The following is a 15,734-nucleotide window of genomic DNA, read 5'->3' on the forward strand; positions in this document are numbered from 1 at the left end:
GGAGGCATCGTGGACGACAACGAGATCTGGACCCACATCGATGCCCAGCGCACCGACCTCGCCGACTTCCTCGACACGCTGACCGCCGAGCAGTGGGCCGCCCCGTCTCTGTGCGAGGGCTGGTCGGTGCGCGACGTCGCGGTCCACCTCACTCACTCGACGGCGCCCTGGCCGCGCATGGCGTTCGAGGCCGTGCGGTCGGGTTTCCGCTTCAACGCCATGGTGTCGCGGTTGGCGCGAGAGGATCCGAGCGCACCCGACGAGATCGTCGCGGCGCTGCGGGCCATGGCGGGGGTCCGGCGCAGGCCGCCCGGCACGTCGGTGGCCGACCCGCTGACCGATGTGCTCGTCCACACCCAGGACATCGCCATCCCACTCGGCATCGACCGGCAGATGCCGCCGGCGCCCGCCGTGATCGCCGCGCGGCGGCTGTGGGGCATGGGCTTCCCGTTCCATGCGCGCAAGCGGTTCGCCGGGGTGCGGTTGGAGGCGACGGACGCCGACTTCACGGTCGGCTCCGGGCGGTTGGTCACCGCCCCGATCCGCGACATCGTGCTGGCCCTGTCCGGCCGGAATAGCCCCGTCCTGCCGCGCGTTTAGGCTCTTGGCGGTTGACCTGGCATAATTGACCGCTAGTCACACCCTCGGTTCCGGTTCACGCCCACCTCAGCGCAGGTCATGAGCGGGCGACCCGGCGGCCACGATCGAAGAGGACACCAATGAAGACGGGTATTCACCCTGACTACGTCGACACCACGGTCCAGTGCGGCTGTGGGAACACGTTCACCACACGCAGCACCAAGAAGACCGGGAACATCGTCGTCGAGGTCTGCTCGCAGTGCCACCCGTTCTACACCGGCAAGCAGAAGATCCTCGACAGCGGCGGCCGCGTCGCGCGTTTCGAGAAGCGCTACGGCAAGCGCAGCAAGTAGCCACCACACCGACGCCCGCTCTGTCGCCACGCGCGCAGGCCGGGCGTCGGTTTGCGTTCGGGGAAGTCTTGGCGGAAGGAGGTCGCGATGAGTGCTCCCACCACAGCGGTTGACGCGTTGCTCGCCGAGCACGCCGACCTGGAGCGTCAGCTCGCCGACCCCGCGCTGCACGCCGATGCGGGCAAGGCCCGCAAGGCCGGTCGCCGGTTCGCGCAGCTGGCGCCGATCGTCACCACCCACCGCAAGCTCGAAGCGGCCCGCGGTGACCTCGAGGCCGCCCGCGAACTGGCCGCCGACGACGAGTCCTTCGCCGCCGAGGTGCCCGAACTCGAGGCCACCGTCGACGCGCTGGAGACACAGCTGTCGGATCTGCTGGCGCCGCGTGATCCGCACGACCCCGACGACATCGTCCTCGAGGTGAAGTCGGGGGAGGGTGGCGAGGAGTCGGCGCTGTTCGCCGCCGATCTCGCACGCATGTACATCCGGTACGCCGAGCGGCACGGCTGGTCCGTCACGATCCTCGACGAGACCAGCTCGGACCTCGGCGGCTACAAGGACGCCACGCTGTCGATCCGGAGCAAGGGCGACTCCGCCGACGGCGTCTGGTCGCGGCTGAAGTTCGAGGGCGGCGTCCACCGTGTGCAGCGGGTGCCGGTCACCGAATCCCAGGGCCGTGTGCACACCTCCGCCGCGGGCGTGCTCGTCTACCCCGAACCCGAAGAGGTCGAGCAGGTCCAGATCGACGAGTCCGACCTGCGCATCGACGTCTACCGGTCGTCCGGCAAGGGCGGCCAGGGTGTGAACACCACCGACTCGGCGGTGCGGATCACCCACCTGCCCACCGGCATCGTCGTCACCTGCCAGAACGAACGCTCGCAGCTGCAGAACAAGGCGCGCGCCATGCAGGTGCTGGCCGCCCGGCTGCAGTCGCTGGCCGAGGAGCAGGCGCAGGCCGACGCATCGGCCGACCGCGCCAGCCAGATCCGCACCGTCGACCGCAGCGAGCGCATCCGCACGTACAACTTCCCCGAGAACCGGATCGCCGACCACCGCATCAACTTCAAGGCGCACAACCTCGACCAGGTGCTCGACGGCGATCTCGACCCACTGTTCGACGCGCTGGCGGCCGCCGACAAACAGGCGCGTCTGCAGAGCTCATGACCCGGGCGCCGGCGTCCTCGCTGCGCCAGGTCATCGACGAGGCCGCGGCGGTGCTGGCCGCCGCCGGGGTCGTGTCGGCCAGGGTGGACGCGGAACTGCTGGCCGCCCACGCCGCGGGCACCGACCGTGGCCGGCTGATGTTCGCCGACCTCCCGACCGATTTCCACACCCGCTTCGACGACCTGGTGTCCGCCCGCGCTTCGCGCATCCCGCTGCAGCACCTCACCGGAACGGCGGCGTTCGGGCCGGTGCAGGTCAGCGTCGGGCCCGGGGTGTTCATCCCGCGCCCGGAGACCGAGGCACTGTTCGAATGGGTTGAGCGTCAACATCTTCCGGACGAGCCGCTGATCGTCGACCTGTGCACCGGCTCGGGGGCGTTGGCGCTGGCGATCGCCACCGCGCACCCGCGGGCGCGGGTCATCGCGGTCGACAACTCCGCCGATGCGCTCGGCTACGCCCGGCGCAACCTCGCCGGCACCGGAGCCGAACTGCTCGACGCCGACGTCACCGCGACCGGTCTGCGCCCCGATCTCGACGGGACCATCGACCTCGTCGTCGCCAACCCGCCATACATCCCCGACGGCGCCGACCTCGATCCCGAGGTCGCCGAACACGACCCGGCCCAGGCGCTGTTCGGCGGCCCGGACGGCATGGTGGTGATCGACGCGATCGTCGCGCTCGCGCGGCGCTGGCTGCGCGGCCGCGGCCGCTGCGCGGTCGAACACGACGACACCACCTCGGCACTCACGGCCGCGGCATTCCGCCGCAGCGGCGCGTTCGACGACGTGACCGCCCACACCGATCTGACCGGCCGGCCGCGCTTCGTCACCGCCCGGCGTCAACCGGACACCACTGCCACCGCGGAGGGGCGATGACCGAACTGTTCGACTGCACCGACCCCGACAACCGCGCGACCGGTATCGCGACCGCCGTCAGCGCACTCAAGGACGGGGGGCTGGTGGTGCTGCCCACCGACACCGTCTACGGCATCGGCGCCGACGCGTTCAACAACGACGCCGTCGCCGCGCTGCTGGCCGCGAAGGGCCGCGGCCGCGACATGCCGGTACCCGTTCTGGTCGGCTCCTGGCACACCATCGAAGGCCTGGTCTACACGGTCCCGCACACGGCGCGGGAACTCATCCGCGCGTTCTGGCCGGGGGCGCTGAGCCTGGTGGTCCGGCAGGCGCCGTCGCTGCCCTGGGATCTCGGCGATGCGAACGGCACGGTGATGTTGCGGATGCCACTGCACCCGGTCGCCATCGAACTGCTGCGCGAGGTCGGCCCGATGGCCGTGTCGAGCGCCAACATCTCCGGGCGGCCCGCCGCGGTGTCGGCGGCCGACGCGCGCGAGCAGCTCGGCGACCTGGTCGACGTCTACCTCGACGCCGGCCCGTCCGAGCGACAGGCGGCCTCCACGATCGTCGATCTCAGTGGCGCCCACCCGCGCATCCTGCGGACCGGGCCCGTCACCGCCGAGGCCGTCGCCGGCGTCCTCGGGGTCAACACCGAAAGCCTGCTCACGGAGTGAACGCAGCCGCGTGCAGTACCGTTTCGCGGTGATGGTCGAGTACCTTGCGCTCTCCGATCGCGGCGCGGGCGTGCCGCTGCGCGAGCTCGTCCTGGTCGGACTGACCGCCGCGATCATCACCTACCTCGCCACCGGGTGGGTCCGTGTCCTCGCCACGCGGCTGGGTGCGGTGGCCTACCCGCGCGAACGCGACGTCCATGTACAGCCCACCCCGCGCATGGGCGGGCTGGCGATGTACGTCGGCGTCGCCGCGGCGGTGCTGCTGGCCTCCCAACTGCCCGCGCTCACCCGTGGTTTCGTCTACTCCACCGGCATGCCCGCCGTCGTGGTCGCCGGCGGGCTCATCATGGCGATCGGGCTGATCGACGACCGGTGGGGACTCGACGCGCTCACCAAATTCGCCGGTCAGCTGACCGCGGCCAGCGTGATGGTGACCATGGGCGTGGCGTGGAGCGTGCTCTACATCCCGATCGGCGGCGTCGGCACCATCGTGCTCGACCAGGTCGCGTCGATCCTGCTGACGCTGGCGCTGACGGTGGCGATCGTCAACGCGATGAACTTCGTCGACGGACTCGACGGTCTGGCGGCCGGCCTGGGGCTGATCACGGCGCTGGCGATCTGCCTGTTCTCCGTCGGACTGCTGCGCGATCACGGCGGCGACGTGCTGTTCTACCCGCCCGCGGTGATCTCGGTGGTGCTCGCCGGGGCCTGTCTGGGCTTCCTACCGCACAACTTCCACAAGGCCAGGATCTTCATGGGGGACTCCGGGTCGATGCTGATCGGCCTGATGCTGGCCGCGGCGTCGACGACGGCGGCCGGGCCGATCTCGCAGACGGCCTACGGCGCGCGCGACGTGTTCGCGCTGCTGTCACCCTTCCTGCTGGTCGTCGCCGTCATGTTCGTCCCGGCACTGGACATGCTGCTGGCGATCATCCGCCGCACCCGGGCGGGCCTCAGCCCGTTCAGCCCCGACAAGATGCATCTGCACCACCGGTTGCTCGAGATCGGCCACTCCCACCGCCGGGTGGTGTTGCTGATCTACATGTGGGTCGGCATCGTCGCGCTCGGCGCGGCGAGCACGATCTTCTTCGATCCGCGGCACACCGGAATGGTCATGCTGGGGGCGACCGTGGTGGCCGTCGTGGTGACCCTCGTCCCGCTGCTCCGCCGCCGGGAAACGGCAGCGGAGAGCGTGTACGACAAAAAGTAGTAGGCCCGGTTTAGGGCTGCCTACCATGTGGTACCGTGCTGCTAGAACCCGAAGAAACCTCGCGGGTTGCCGGCCACCGGACCATCGGTTTCGCCACCGATTCGGACCGTTTCAGACCGACAAAAAGGGAGTACCCCTTGGGTGATTCCAGCGAGCCCGTAGCCCTCCGATACGCTCGGCAGGTTACTGACAGGAATCGACACGGGTCCCACCAACCGCGGATTGAGGTGAAGCAGTGACGACGCCAGCGCAGGACGCGCCGTTGGTGTTGCCGGCAGTTGCCTTCCGGCCTGTCCGTCTGCTCGTCATCTGCGTGGCACTGGCCGCGGTCGCCGCGGTCGCCGCGGCACTTCTCGGAGTCCCGATGGTGGGGCTGTTCTTCGCGATCGGGCTCGCGCTCGGCCTCACCAACGCCGTCATGATCCAGCGTTCGGTCGAGTCCATCACCGCGAAGGACCACCCTCTCAAGCGCAACATGGCCATGAACTCGGCCACCCGACTGCTGATCATGACCGTGATCGGCCTGACCATCGCCTACATGTTCAAGCCCCAGGGGCTGGGCGTGGTGTTCGGCATGGCGTTGTTCCAGGTGATCCTGGTGGCGTCCACGGCCCTGCCGGTGGTGAAGAAACTCAAAGCCCAGGCCGCTGACGCGGATGCGGGGAGCACTGGAACGGGACTCGAAGGAGAGACTCCACAGCAATGACGCAGACGTTCCTCGCCGCGGAGAGCGGCATCCAGGTCGGCCACCACACGGAGGCCAACTGGTTCGGGCTGACGGTCAACACCGACACGATCCTGTCCACCGCGATCGCCGCGGCGATCGTGCTCGGACTGGCGTTCTTCCTGCGTGCGAAGGTCACCTCCACCGGGGTGCCCAACGGTGTGCAGCTGTTCTGGGAAACGCTGACGGTGCAGATGCGCAACCAGATCGAGGCCGCCATCGGGATGCGGGTGGCCGGCTTCGTCCTGCCGCTGGCCGTCACGCTCTTCGCGTTCATCCTGATCGCCAACTGGCTGTCGGTGCTGCCCGTGCAGTACAAGGACGAGACCGGCGTCCACGAGCTGCTCAAGCCCGCGGCCTCCGACATCAACTTCGTGCTGGCGCTGGCGCTGTTCGTGTTCATCGCCTACCACGCCGCCGGGTTCTGGCGCCGCGGCGTACTCGGCCACCCGAAGAAGCTGCTGAAGGGTCACGTCGCCGTCCTCGCGCCGATCAACCTGGTCGAGGAACTCGCCAAACCGATCTCGCTGTCGCTGCGACTCTTCGGCAACATCTTCGCCGGCGGCATCCTGGTCGCCCTGATCGCACTGTTCCCGCCGTGGATCATGTGGGCGCCCAACGCGATCTGGAAGAGTTTCGACCTGTTCGTCGGCGCGATCCAGGCGTTCATCTTCGCCCTGCTGACCATCCTGTACTTCAGCCAGTCGATGGAGCTCGACGAAGACCACGACTGACCGACGCAAGACTGCACGACTGCTCGAAAACAACGCTCGACCCACGTCCTGGTAGGCGACTACCAGATATCAAGGAGGATAAGGAATGGATCCCACAATCGCTGCCGGCGCACTCATCGGCGGTGGCCTCATCATGGCCGGCGGCGCGATCGGTGCCGGTATCGGTGACGGTATCGCCGGTAACGCGTTGATCGCCGGTATCGCCCGCCAGCCCGAAGCCCAGGGTCGCCTGTTCACGCCGTTCTTCATCACGGTCGGTCTGGTGGAGGCCGCGTACTTCATCAACCTGGCCTTCATGGCGCTGTTCGTCTTCGCAACCCCGGTTAAATAGTCGGTATTGGAATCTTCAGTCATGGGTGACCTGAGCACGACCATCTTGGCCGCGGAGGAGGGTGGGGGAGGAAGCAACTTCCTCATCCCCAACGGCACCTTCTTCTTCGTGCTGCTCATCTTCCTGATCGTGTTGGGCGTCATCGCCAAATGGGTGGTGCCGCCGATCAGCAAGGTGCTGCAAGAGCGCGAAGCGATGGTCACCAAGACGGTTGAGGACAACCGCAAGTCGGCCGAACTGTTCGCCGCCGCGCAGGCCGACTCCCAGCAGGTGATGACCAAGGCGCGTCGTGAAGCCTCAGGCATCCGGGACGAGGCCCGCGGAGAGGGTCGCAAGATCCTCGAGGACATGCGCTCGCGCGCCAGCGAGGAGTCGGCGACAACTCTGCAGAAGACCAACGAAGAGCTGTCCCGCCAGGGGCAGCAGACCGCGGGCGAACTGCAGTCGTCGATCGAGACGTTGTCGGCCACCCTGGCCAGCCGCGTTCTCGGCGTCGACATCTCCAGCGCCGCCGCGACGAGCCAGGGACGGTAGCGCATGTCGACATTCATCGGTCAGCTCATCGGGTTCGCGGTCATCGTTTTCCTGCTCGTCCGTTTCGTGGTGCCGCCGGTGCGGCGCATGATGACCGCGCAGCAGGAGACGGTGCGCCGTCAGCTCGAGGAGAGCTCGACCGCGGCGAACAAGGTGGCGCAGGCGGATCAGCAGCACGCCAAGGCGGTCAAGGACGCCGAGGAGGACGCCAAGCGGGTGATTCAGGAGGCCCGTGCGGACGCCGAGAAGATCGCCGAGCAGATGCGCGCACAGGCCGACGCCGAGGTGGAGCGCATCAAGGTCCAGGGGCAGGCGCAGGTGCAACTGCTGCGCCAGCAACTGATCCGTGAACTCCGTGCGCATCTCGGCACCGAGTCGGTGGCCCGGGCCCGCGAACTGGTCCGCGATCACGTCTCCGACGACGACAACCGCTCGGCGACCGTCGACAGGTTCCTCGACGAACTCGACGCCATGGCGCCTTCGGACGCCGTGCTCGACGACGCCGTGGGTTCGCGGCTGCGCTCGACGAGCAGGGAAGCGCTCAAGGCCCTGGTGTCGCGGTTCGACGAACTGACCGCCGATGTCGACGCCGACGGTCTGACGTCACTCGCCGATGACCTGGCGGCCGTCGCCAAGCTGCTCAAGACCGAGCCGGTCCTGCGCAAGCACTTCTCCGAGCCCACGGTCGAGGGTGAGGGCAAGGCGAACCTCGCCGAGGCCGTGTTGTCGGGCAAGGTCTCCGACACCGCGCTCGAGGTCGTCAAAGCCGCCGTCAACCAACGCTGGTCCGACGAATCCGATCTGGACTACGCGCTGCGGCACACGGCGCGGCTGGCGCTGCTCGTGCGTGCCGAGCGCAACGACGAGACCAGCGAGGTCGAAGACCAGCTGTTCCGGTTCAGCCGGATCCTGGACTCCGAATCGCGGCTGAGCGGCGTGCTCAGCGACTACACCACCCCCGTCGACGGCCGTATCGGGCTGCTGGATCGGTTGCTCGGGGACCAGGCGGGCCAGACGACCAGGGCGCTTCTGGCGCAGACGGTCGAACTGCTGCGCGGCGAACGCGCCGACGAGGCAGTGCGTGAACTGGCCGAGCTCGCAGTGGCTCGGCGCGGCGAGGTCGTGGCGCACGTCAACGCCGCGGCGGAGCTCAGCGATGCGCAGCGCACCCGGCTCGCCGAGGTGCTCGGCCGGATCTACGGCCGCCCGGCATCCCTGCAGCTGCACATCGATCCCGACTTGCTCGGCGGCCTCACCATCGCCGTGGGCGACGAGGTGATCGACGGTTCACTGGCATCTCGGCTGGCCTCGGCCGAAACCCAGCTACCCGACTAACTCCGAACCCACCAGACTCAAACACAAAGGCAGGAAGACGAACCCATGGCAGAGTTGACTATCTCGGCTGCTGACATCCAAGGGGCGATCGAGGACTACGTCGCCAACTTCGCCACCGACACCGAGCGGGAAGAGATCGGCACCGTCGTCGACGCCGGCGACGGTATCGCGCACGTCGAGGGTCTGCCCTCGGTGATGACGCAGGAGCTGCTCGAGTTCCCCGGCGGTGTCCTGGGTGTCGCGCTCAACCTCGACGAGCACAGCATCGGCGCGGTCATCCTCGGCGACTTCGAGAAGATCGAGGAGGGCCAGCAGGTCAAGCGCACCGGGGACGTGCTTTCCGTCCCCGTCGGCGACGGTTACCTCGGCCGCGTGGTCAACCCGCTGGGGCAGCCGATCGACGGTCGCGGCGAGATCGAGACCACGGAGCGCCGCGCGCTCGAGCTGCAGGCGCCGTCGGTGGTGCAGCGTCAGGGCGTGAGCGAACCGCTGCAGACCGGCATCAAGGCCATCGACTCGCAGACCCCGATCGGCCGCGGCCAGCGTCAGCTGATCATCGGCGACCGCAAGACCGGCAAGACCGCGGTGTGTGTCGACACGATCCTCAACCAGCGCCAGAACTGGGAGACCGGCGATCCCGACCAGCAGGTGCGCTGCGTCTACGTCGCGATCGGCCAGAAGGGCACCACGATCGCCAGCGTGCGCCAGACCCTCGAGGATGGCGGTGCGATGGACTACACCACCATCGTGGCGGCCCCCGCCTCGGACTCCGCGGGCTTCAAGTGGCTCGCGCCCTACACCGGGTCGAGCATCGCCCAGCACTGGATGTACGACGGCAAGCATGTGCTGATCGTGTTCGACGATCTCACCAAGCACGCCGAGGCCTACCGTGCGATCTCGCTGCTGCTGCGCCGTCCGCCGGGCCGCGAGGCGTTCCCCGGCGACGTGTTCTACCTTCACTCCCGCCTGCTGGAGCGTTGCGCCAAGCTGTCCGACGAGCTCGGTGGCGGGTCGATGACCGGACTGCCGCTGATCGAGACCAAGGCCAACGACATCTCGGCCTACATCCCGACCAACGTCATCTCGATCACCGACGGTCAGTGCTTCCTCGAGACCGACCTGTTCAACCAGGGTGTGCGGCCGGCCATCAACGTCGGCGTCTCGGTGTCCCGCGTCGGCGGCGCCGCCCAGATCAAGGCGATGAAAGAGGTCGCGGGTTCGCTGCGACTCGATCTGTCGCAGTACCGCGAACTGGAGTCGTTCGCGGCGTTCGCCTCGGACCTGGATGCTTCCTCGAAGGCGCAGCTCGACCGCGGCGCCCGGCTGGTCGAATTGCTCAAGCAGCCGCAGAACAGCCCGATGCCGGTCGAGGAGCAGGTCGTGGCGATCTTCCTCGGCACCCGCGGTCACCTCGACACCGTCCCCGTCGAGGACGTGCAGCGCTTCGAGCAGGAGTTGCTCGAGCATGTGCGGTCCTCGAAGGAGGAGATCTTCACCGAGATCCGCGAGAGCAAGAAGCTCTCCGAAGAGCTCGAGGACAAGCTGACCGATGTGGTGAACGAGTTCAAGAAGGGCTTCGAGACCACCTCCGGTGAGTCCGTGGTTCCCGACGAGAACGTTGAGGCCATGTCCGAGGACGACGTCGAGAAGGAATCGGTCAAGGTCCGCAAGCCCGCCCCGAAGAAGAAGTAAGGCGCTCATAACCGATGGCTGCCACACTGCGCGAACTGCGCGGCCGCATCCGCTCCGCGGGGTCGATCAAGAAGATCACCAAGGCCCAGGAGATGATCGCGACGTCGCGAATCGCCAAGGCGCAGGCCCGAGTCGAGGCGGCTCGGCCCTACGACCGCGAGATCACCAACATGCTCACCGAACTCGCCAGCGCCAGCGCCCTGGACCATCCGCTGCTCGTGCAGCGCGAGAATCCGCGGAGGGCAGGCGTGCTGGTCGTGTCCTCGGACCGTGGGTTGGCCGGTGCGTACAACGCGAACGTGTTCCGTCGCTCCGAAGAACTCTTCTCGTTGCTGCGTGAGGAGGGCAAGGAGCCCGTCCTGTACACGGTTGGCCGCAAGGCGTTGTCCTACTACAGCTTCCGCAACTGGGACATCACCGAGTCGTGGACCGGCTTCTCCGAGCGGCCCGAGTACGAGCACGCGCAGGAAATCGGCAAGACCCTGGTCGAGGCGTTCATGGCGGGCGTCGACGACGAGGGCGATGACGCGGGAGCGGACGGCGTTCTCGGGCTGGACGAACTCCACATCGTGTTCACCGAATTCCGGTCGATGCTGTCGCAGTCCGCGATCGCCCGCCGGATCGCGCCGATGGTGGTGGAGTACAGCGAGGAAGACCAGAACGAGCCGCACACGCTGTTCTCCTTCGAACCGAGCGCCGAAACACTGTTCGATGCACTGTTGCCGCGGTACGTGTCGACGCGGATCTTCGCCGCGATGCTCGAGGCGGCGGCATCGGAGTCGGCCTCGCGCCGGCGCGCCATGAAGTCGGCGTCGGACAACGCCGACGACCTGATCAAGGACCTGACGCTGATGGCCAACCGCGAACGGCAGTCCCAGATCACCCAGGAAATCAGCGAAATCGTCGGTGGCGCCAACGCGCTCGCGGACGCCGCCAAGAAGTAGCCCGTAGGAAGCGAAGAGATTATGACTGCTGCCACCGAACAACAAGAGAAGACCCAGAGCTCTGACGGCGTGGGTCGCGTCGTCCGCGTGACGGGCCCCGTCGTCGACGTCGAGTTCCCCCGTGGGTCCGTGCCGGAGCTGTTCAACGCCCTGCACGCCGAGATCTCGTACAAGGATCTCGCCAAGACGCTGACCCTCGAGGTCGCCCAGCACCTGGGCGACAACCTGGTTCGCTGCATCTCGATGCAGCCGACCGACGGTCTGGTCCGCGGCGTCGACGTCAAGGACACCGGCGCCTCGATCTCGGTGCCCGTCGGCGAAGGCGTCAAGGGCCATGTGTTCAACGCCCTGGGTGCCTGCCTCGACGACCCGGGCTACGGCAAGGACTTCGAGAAGTGGTCCATCCACCGCAAGCCGCCGGCCTTCGACGAGCTCGAGCCGCGCACCGAGATGCTCGAGACCGGTCTGAAGGTCGTCGACCTGCTCACCCCGTACGTCCGTGGCGGCAAGATCGCCCTGTTCGGTGGTGCCGGTGTGGGCAAGACCGTGCTCATCCAGGAGATGATCAACCGCATCGCCCGCAACTTCGGCGGCACCTCGGTGTTCGCCGGCGTGGGTGAGCGCACCCGTGAGGGCAACGACCTGTGGGTCGAGCTCGGCGACGCGAACGTGCTCAAGGACACCGCGCTGGTGTTCGGCCAGATGGACGAGCCGCCCGGCACGCGTATGCGCGTCGCCCTGTCGGCGCTGACGATGGCGGAGTACTTCCGCGACGAGAAGCAGCAGGACGTGCTGCTGTTCATCGACAACATCTTCCGGTTCACCCAGGCCGGTTCCGAGGTGTCCACGCTGCTCGGCCGCATGCCGTCGGCCGTGGGTTACCAGCCGACCCTGGCCGACGAGATGGGTGAGCTCCAGGAGCGCATCACCTCGACGCGCGGTCGCTCCATCACCTCGATGCAGGCCGTGTACGTGCCCGCCGACGACTACACCGACCCGGCGCCCGCCACGACGTTCGCGCACCTCGACGCGACGACGGAGCTGAGCCGTTCGGTGTTCTCGAAGGGCATCTTCCCGGCGGTGGACCCGCTGGCCTCCAGCTCGACCATCCTCGACCCGTCGGTCGTCGGTGACGAGCACTACCGCGTGGCCCAGGAAGTCATCCGCATCCTGCAGCGCTACAAGGACCTCCAGGACATCATTGCGATCCTCGGTATCGACGAGCTCGCGGAGGAGGACAAGCAGCTCGTGCAGCGCGCGCGCCGGATCGAGCGCTTCCTGAGCCAGAACATGATGGCGGCCGAGCAGTTCACCGGCCAGCCCGGTTCGACGGTGCCGCTCAAGGAGACCATCGAGGCGTTCGACAAGCTCAGCAAGGGCGACTTCGACCACCTGCCCGAGCAGGCGTTCTTCCTGATCGGTGGTCTCGAGGATCTGCAGCGCAAGGCCGAGAGCCTCGGCGCGAAGATGGACGACGGCGGCAGCGACGGCGCGCCGGTCCAGAGCGACTCCAAGAGCGACTCCAAGGGTGACGACAAGGGCGACGACGCAGACAAGGACGCCTAACGATGGCCGACCTTGACGTTGACATCGTCGCCGTCGAGCGGGAGATCTGGTCGGGCAAGGCGACGTTCGTCTTCACCCGCACCACCTCCGGTGAGATCGGCATCCTGCCGCGGCACATCCCGCTGGTGGCTCAGCTCGTCGACGACGCCATGGTGCGCGTCGAGCGCGAGGGCGAGGAGGATCTGCGGGTCGCGGTCGGTGGTGGCTTCATGTCGGTGACCGAGTCCGGCGTGATCATCCTCGCCGAGACCGCCGAGCTGGAGTCGGAGATCAACGCCGACGAGGCTCGTCGTGACTCCGAGTCCGACGACCCGGCGACGGCCGCACGGGGTCGCGCGCGGCTGCGCGCGCTGGGCCAGATCGACTAACGGCACCGATGAGCGCGTCCATGTGGGGCATGGTCGCGCTCATCGGCGTGCTGTTGCTGGTCGTCGTAGCACTGTCGTACCGCCTGTGGAAACTGCGTCAGGTCGGTGGCACGGCGGCCATCCTGCGTGACGTTCCCGCGGTCGGCGGCCATGGCTGGCGGCACGGGGTCATGCGCTACCGCGGTGGCGAGGCGGGCTTCTACCGGTTGTCCAGCCTGCGCTGGTGGCCGGACCGCCGGCTCAGCCGGCGGGGTCTGGAGATCGTGTCCCGGCGCAGTCCGCGCGGTGACGAGTTCGACATCATGACCCATGAGATCGTCGTGCTCGAACTGCGCGACACCAGCCCCGACCGTGGGCGCGGCTATGAGATCGCGCTGGACCGGGGAGCCCTGACCGCGTTCCTGTCCTGGCTCGAATCGCGGCCGTCGCCGCGGGCCCGGCGCCGCAGCTTCTAGGCGCGCGTCCGGCTCATCCGCTGCATGGTCTTCGCGCAAGCGCTCATCGCGCAGGCGCTCATCCGCCGGGCTTCCAGAGGACGTCACCGTCGGGATTGGCGACGCGCGACAGGATGAACAGCAGATCCGACAGCCGGTTGAGGTATTTCGCCGGCAGCACGCTGATGGTCTCGCCGTGTGCGGCCACCGCCTCCCACGCCGAGCGCTCGGCACGCCGGGCGACCGTGCGCGCGACGTGCAGTTGCGCCGACAACGGTGTCCCGCCCGGCAGGATGAACGAGGTCAGCGCGGGCAGCGGCTCGTTGAACTCGTCGCACCAGGACTCGAGTCGGTCGATGTAATTCTGCGCGATGCGCAGCGGCGGGTACTCGGGATTCTCCGCGACCGGGGTGGAGAGGTCAGCGCCCGCGTCGAAGAGGTCGTTCTGGATCTGGCGCAGGACGCCTGAGATCCGCTCCGGGGGGTCGCCGAGCGCGATCGCGACGCCGATGGCGGCGTTCGTCTCGTCACAGTCGGCGTAGGCGATCAGGCGCGGGTCGTTCTTGCTCACGCGGCTGAAGTCGCTGAGTCCCGTGGTCCCGTCGTCACCGGTGCGGGTGTAGATGCGGGTCAGATGCACGGCCATGGCTCAAACCGTACTAGGCGCGGGCGGTGTGCAGACCTCGTCGGAAACTGACATGGCCGGAGCCGCTGTTTACACTGACCGGCGTGAGCGAGCGATTCGTGGTGACCGGCGGCAACCGGTTATCGGGCGAAGTCGCGGTGGGCGGAGCGAAGAACAGCGTGCTGAAACTGATGGCCGCGTCGCTGCTGGCCGAGGGGACGAGCACGATCACGAACTGCCCCGACATCCTCGACGTCCCGTTGATGGCGGAGGTGCTCCGCGGGCTCGGTGCCACGGTGGAGCTCGACGGCGACGTCGTTCGCATCACCTCACCGGATGAACCGAAGTACGACGCCGACTTCGCCGCGGTGCGCCAGTTCCGCGCCTCGGTCTGTGTCCTCGGTCCGTTGGTCGGGCGGTGTAAGCGGGCCCGCGTGGCGTTGCCCGGCGGCGATGCGATCGGCTCGCGCCCGCTGGACATGCACCAGTCGGGGCTGCGCCAACTCGGCGCGCGGTGCAACATCGAGCACGGATGCGTCGTCGCCGAGGCCGACGAACTGCACGGCGCGGAGATCCAGCTGGAGTTCCCGTCGGTCGGCGCGACCGAGAACATCCTGATGGCGGCGGTGCTCGCCAAGGGCGTGACGACCATCCACAACGCGGCGAGGGAGCCCGACGTCGTCGACCTGTGCGCGATGCTCAACCAGATGGGGGCGCAGATCACCGGCGCCGGATCGTCGACACTGACGATCACGGGCGTCGATCGTCTCTATCCCACCGAACACCGGGTGATCGGCGACCGGATCGTCGCGGCGACGTGGGGGATCGCCGCGGCGATGACCCGCGGGGACATCTCGGTGACCGGCGTCGACCCGCAGCACCTGCAGTTGGTGCTGCACAAACTGCACGACGCCGGCGCGACCGTCACCCAGGACGACAACGGTTTCCGGGTGGTGCAGTACGAGCGGCCGAAGGCGGTCAACGTCGCGACCCTGCCGTTCCCGGGGTTTCCGACCGATCTGCAACCGATGGCGATCGGGTTGGCGGCGATCGCCGACGGCACATCGATGATCACGGAGAACGTCTTCGAAGCGCGGTTCCGGTTCGTCGAGGAGATGATCCGGCTGGGCGCCGACGCCCGCACCGACGGGCACCATGCCGTGGTGCGGGGGATCCCGCAGCTGTCGAGCGCCCCGGTGTGGTCGTCGGACATCCGGGCCGGCGCCGGCCTGGTGCTCGCCGGCTTGGTCGCCGACGGCGACACCGAGGTGCACGACGTGTTCCACATCGATCGCGGCTATCCGCTGTTCGTGGAGAACCTCAAGAGCCTGGGCGCCGAGATCGAGCGGGTGGCGTAGTCGCCGGAGCGCTGACGCCGCACGAATCGCGGTCGTCAGGCCTCTGACCAGGCGATTTTGGCATCAGCGCAACCTGTGCGTAAGCTATCGGACATACCGCAGGCCCCCGGCCGAAAGGCCCGGGAGGAACCTGGTTGACTTCCTCGAAACAATGCAGTACAGTATCGGGGTTGCCTGCTCAGCGGGTGTGTTGTTTGAGAACTCAATAGTGTGTTTGGTGGTTTTTGTTTGTTGTTTTTGTTGTGCCGCGCCTCTTTT

General features: G+C 67.8%; 18 protein-coding genes. 17 read left to right on the forward strand and 1 reads right to left on the reverse strand.

The window, feature by feature from the left end:
- Positions 1 to 9: 9 nt before the first annotated feature.
- From AU195_RS07385 to AU195_RS07460, 16 genes are all read left to right on the forward strand, one after another.
- A complete protein-coding gene (locus AU195_RS07385; protein ID WP_059158415.1) occupies positions 10 to 600 on the forward strand; it encodes a maleylpyruvate isomerase family mycothiol-dependent enzyme in 591 nt (196 codons plus the stop codon).
- Between the two features lie 119 nt (positions 601 to 719).
- A complete protein-coding gene (gene rpmE, locus AU195_RS07390; protein WP_059158416.1) occupies positions 720 to 932 on the forward strand; it encodes a 50S ribosomal protein L31 in 213 nt (70 codons plus the stop codon).
- 87 nt (positions 933 to 1,019) lie between these two features.
- Positions 1,020 to 2,093 (forward strand): peptide chain release factor 1, encoded by a 1,074-nt coding sequence (gene prfA / locus AU195_RS07395; RefSeq protein WP_059158417.1) that lies wholly within the window; start codon positions 1,020 to 1,022, stop codon positions 2,091 to 2,093.
- Entirely contained in the window at positions 2,090 to 2,968 is an 879-nt protein-coding gene (gene prmC / locus AU195_RS07400; protein WP_059158418.1) for a peptide chain release factor N(5)-glutamine methyltransferase, read from the forward strand. Before prfA ends, prmC begins: the two co-directional genes overlap by 4 nt.
- The gene (locus AU195_RS07405) at positions 2,965 to 3,621 is read left to right on the forward strand and encodes an L-threonylcarbamoyladenylate synthase (RefSeq protein WP_059158419.1); all 657 of its coding nucleotides are present in this window, start codon (positions 2,965 to 2,967) and stop codon (positions 3,619 to 3,621) included. The genes prmC and AU195_RS07405 overlap by 4 nt, the downstream gene beginning before the upstream one ends.
- 31 nt (positions 3,622 to 3,652) lie before the next feature.
- On the forward strand, positions 3,653 to 4,831 hold the full coding sequence (locus AU195_RS07410) for a glycosyltransferase family 4 protein (protein ID WP_059158440.1): 1,179 nt from the start codon (positions 3,653 to 3,655) through the stop codon (positions 4,829 to 4,831).
- Between the two features lie 235 nt (positions 4,832 to 5,066).
- Positions 5,067 to 5,537: an ATP synthase subunit I gene (locus AU195_RS07415; protein ID WP_059158420.1), complete on the forward strand. Its 471-nt coding sequence runs from the start codon at positions 5,067 to 5,069 to the stop codon at positions 5,535 to 5,537.
- Complete coding sequence (gene atpB / locus AU195_RS07420) at positions 5,534 to 6,289, forward strand: F0F1 ATP synthase subunit A (RefSeq protein WP_059158421.1); 756 nt, start codon at positions 5,534 to 5,536, stop codon at positions 6,287 to 6,289. The genes AU195_RS07415 and atpB overlap by 4 nt, the downstream gene beginning before the upstream one ends.
- 85 nt (positions 6,290 to 6,374) lie before the next feature.
- The gene (locus AU195_RS07425) at positions 6,375 to 6,620 is read left to right on the forward strand and encodes a F0F1 ATP synthase subunit C (RefSeq protein WP_059158422.1); all 246 of its coding nucleotides are present in this window, start codon (positions 6,375 to 6,377) and stop codon (positions 6,618 to 6,620) included.
- A gap of 21 nt (positions 6,621 to 6,641) precedes the next feature.
- Positions 6,642 to 7,154 carry a F0F1 ATP synthase subunit B gene (locus tag AU195_RS07430; RefSeq protein WP_059158423.1) on the forward strand — a complete coding sequence of 171 codons (513 nt, stop codon included), beginning with the start codon at positions 6,642 to 6,644 and terminating at the stop codon, positions 7,152 to 7,154.
- A gap of 3 nt (positions 7,155 to 7,157) precedes the next feature.
- The gene (locus AU195_RS07435) at positions 7,158 to 8,489 is read left to right on the forward strand and encodes a F0F1 ATP synthase subunit B/delta (protein WP_059158424.1); all 1,332 of its coding nucleotides are present in this window, start codon (positions 7,158 to 7,160) and stop codon (positions 8,487 to 8,489) included.
- A 45-nt stretch (positions 8,490 to 8,534) separates the two neighbouring features.
- Positions 8,535 to 10,181, forward strand: a complete 1,647-nt coding sequence (gene atpA / locus AU195_RS07440; RefSeq protein ID WP_059158425.1) for a F0F1 ATP synthase subunit alpha — start codon at positions 8,535 to 8,537, stop codon at positions 10,179 to 10,181.
- A gap of 14 nt (positions 10,182 to 10,195) precedes the next feature.
- A complete protein-coding gene (locus tag AU195_RS07445; RefSeq protein WP_059158426.1) occupies positions 10,196 to 11,125 on the forward strand; it encodes a F0F1 ATP synthase subunit gamma in 930 nt (309 codons plus the stop codon).
- Positions 11,126 to 11,146: 21 nt separating this feature from the next.
- Complete coding sequence (atpD, locus tag AU195_RS07450; RefSeq protein ID WP_059158427.1) at positions 11,147 to 12,691, forward strand: F0F1 ATP synthase subunit beta; 1,545 nt, start codon at positions 11,147 to 11,149, stop codon at positions 12,689 to 12,691.
- A gap of 2 nt (positions 12,692 to 12,693) precedes the next feature.
- The gene (locus tag AU195_RS07455; protein ID WP_011561255.1) at positions 12,694 to 13,059 is read left to right on the forward strand and encodes a F0F1 ATP synthase subunit epsilon; all 366 of its coding nucleotides are present in this window, start codon (positions 12,694 to 12,696) and stop codon (positions 13,057 to 13,059) included.
- Between the two features lie 8 nt (positions 13,060 to 13,067).
- Positions 13,068 to 13,514, forward strand: coding sequence for a DUF2550 domain-containing protein (locus tag AU195_RS07460; protein WP_059158428.1), 447 nt, complete (start codon positions 13,068 to 13,070; stop codon positions 13,512 to 13,514).
- 58 nt (positions 13,515 to 13,572) lie between these two features.
- Here the strand turns inward: AU195_RS07460 and AU195_RS07465 are convergent, their stop codons facing one another.
- Positions 13,573 to 14,139, reverse strand: a complete 567-nt coding sequence (locus tag AU195_RS07465; protein WP_059158429.1) for a cob(I)yrinic acid a,c-diamide adenosyltransferase — start codon at positions 14,137 to 14,139, stop codon at positions 13,573 to 13,575.
- 83 nt (positions 14,140 to 14,222) lie between these two features.
- Between AU195_RS07465 and murA the strand changes: the two genes are divergently transcribed.
- Positions 14,223 to 15,476: a UDP-N-acetylglucosamine 1-carboxyvinyltransferase gene (gene murA, locus AU195_RS07470; RefSeq protein ID WP_059158430.1), complete on the forward strand. Its 1,254-nt coding sequence runs from the start codon at positions 14,223 to 14,225 to the stop codon at positions 15,474 to 15,476.
- Positions 15,477 to 15,734: the final 258 nt, after the last annotated feature.

This window comes from Mycobacterium sp. IS-1496, from assembly GCF_001499995.1.
Taxonomy (GTDB): Bacteria; Actinomycetota; Actinomycetes; order Mycobacteriales; family Mycobacteriaceae; genus Mycobacterium.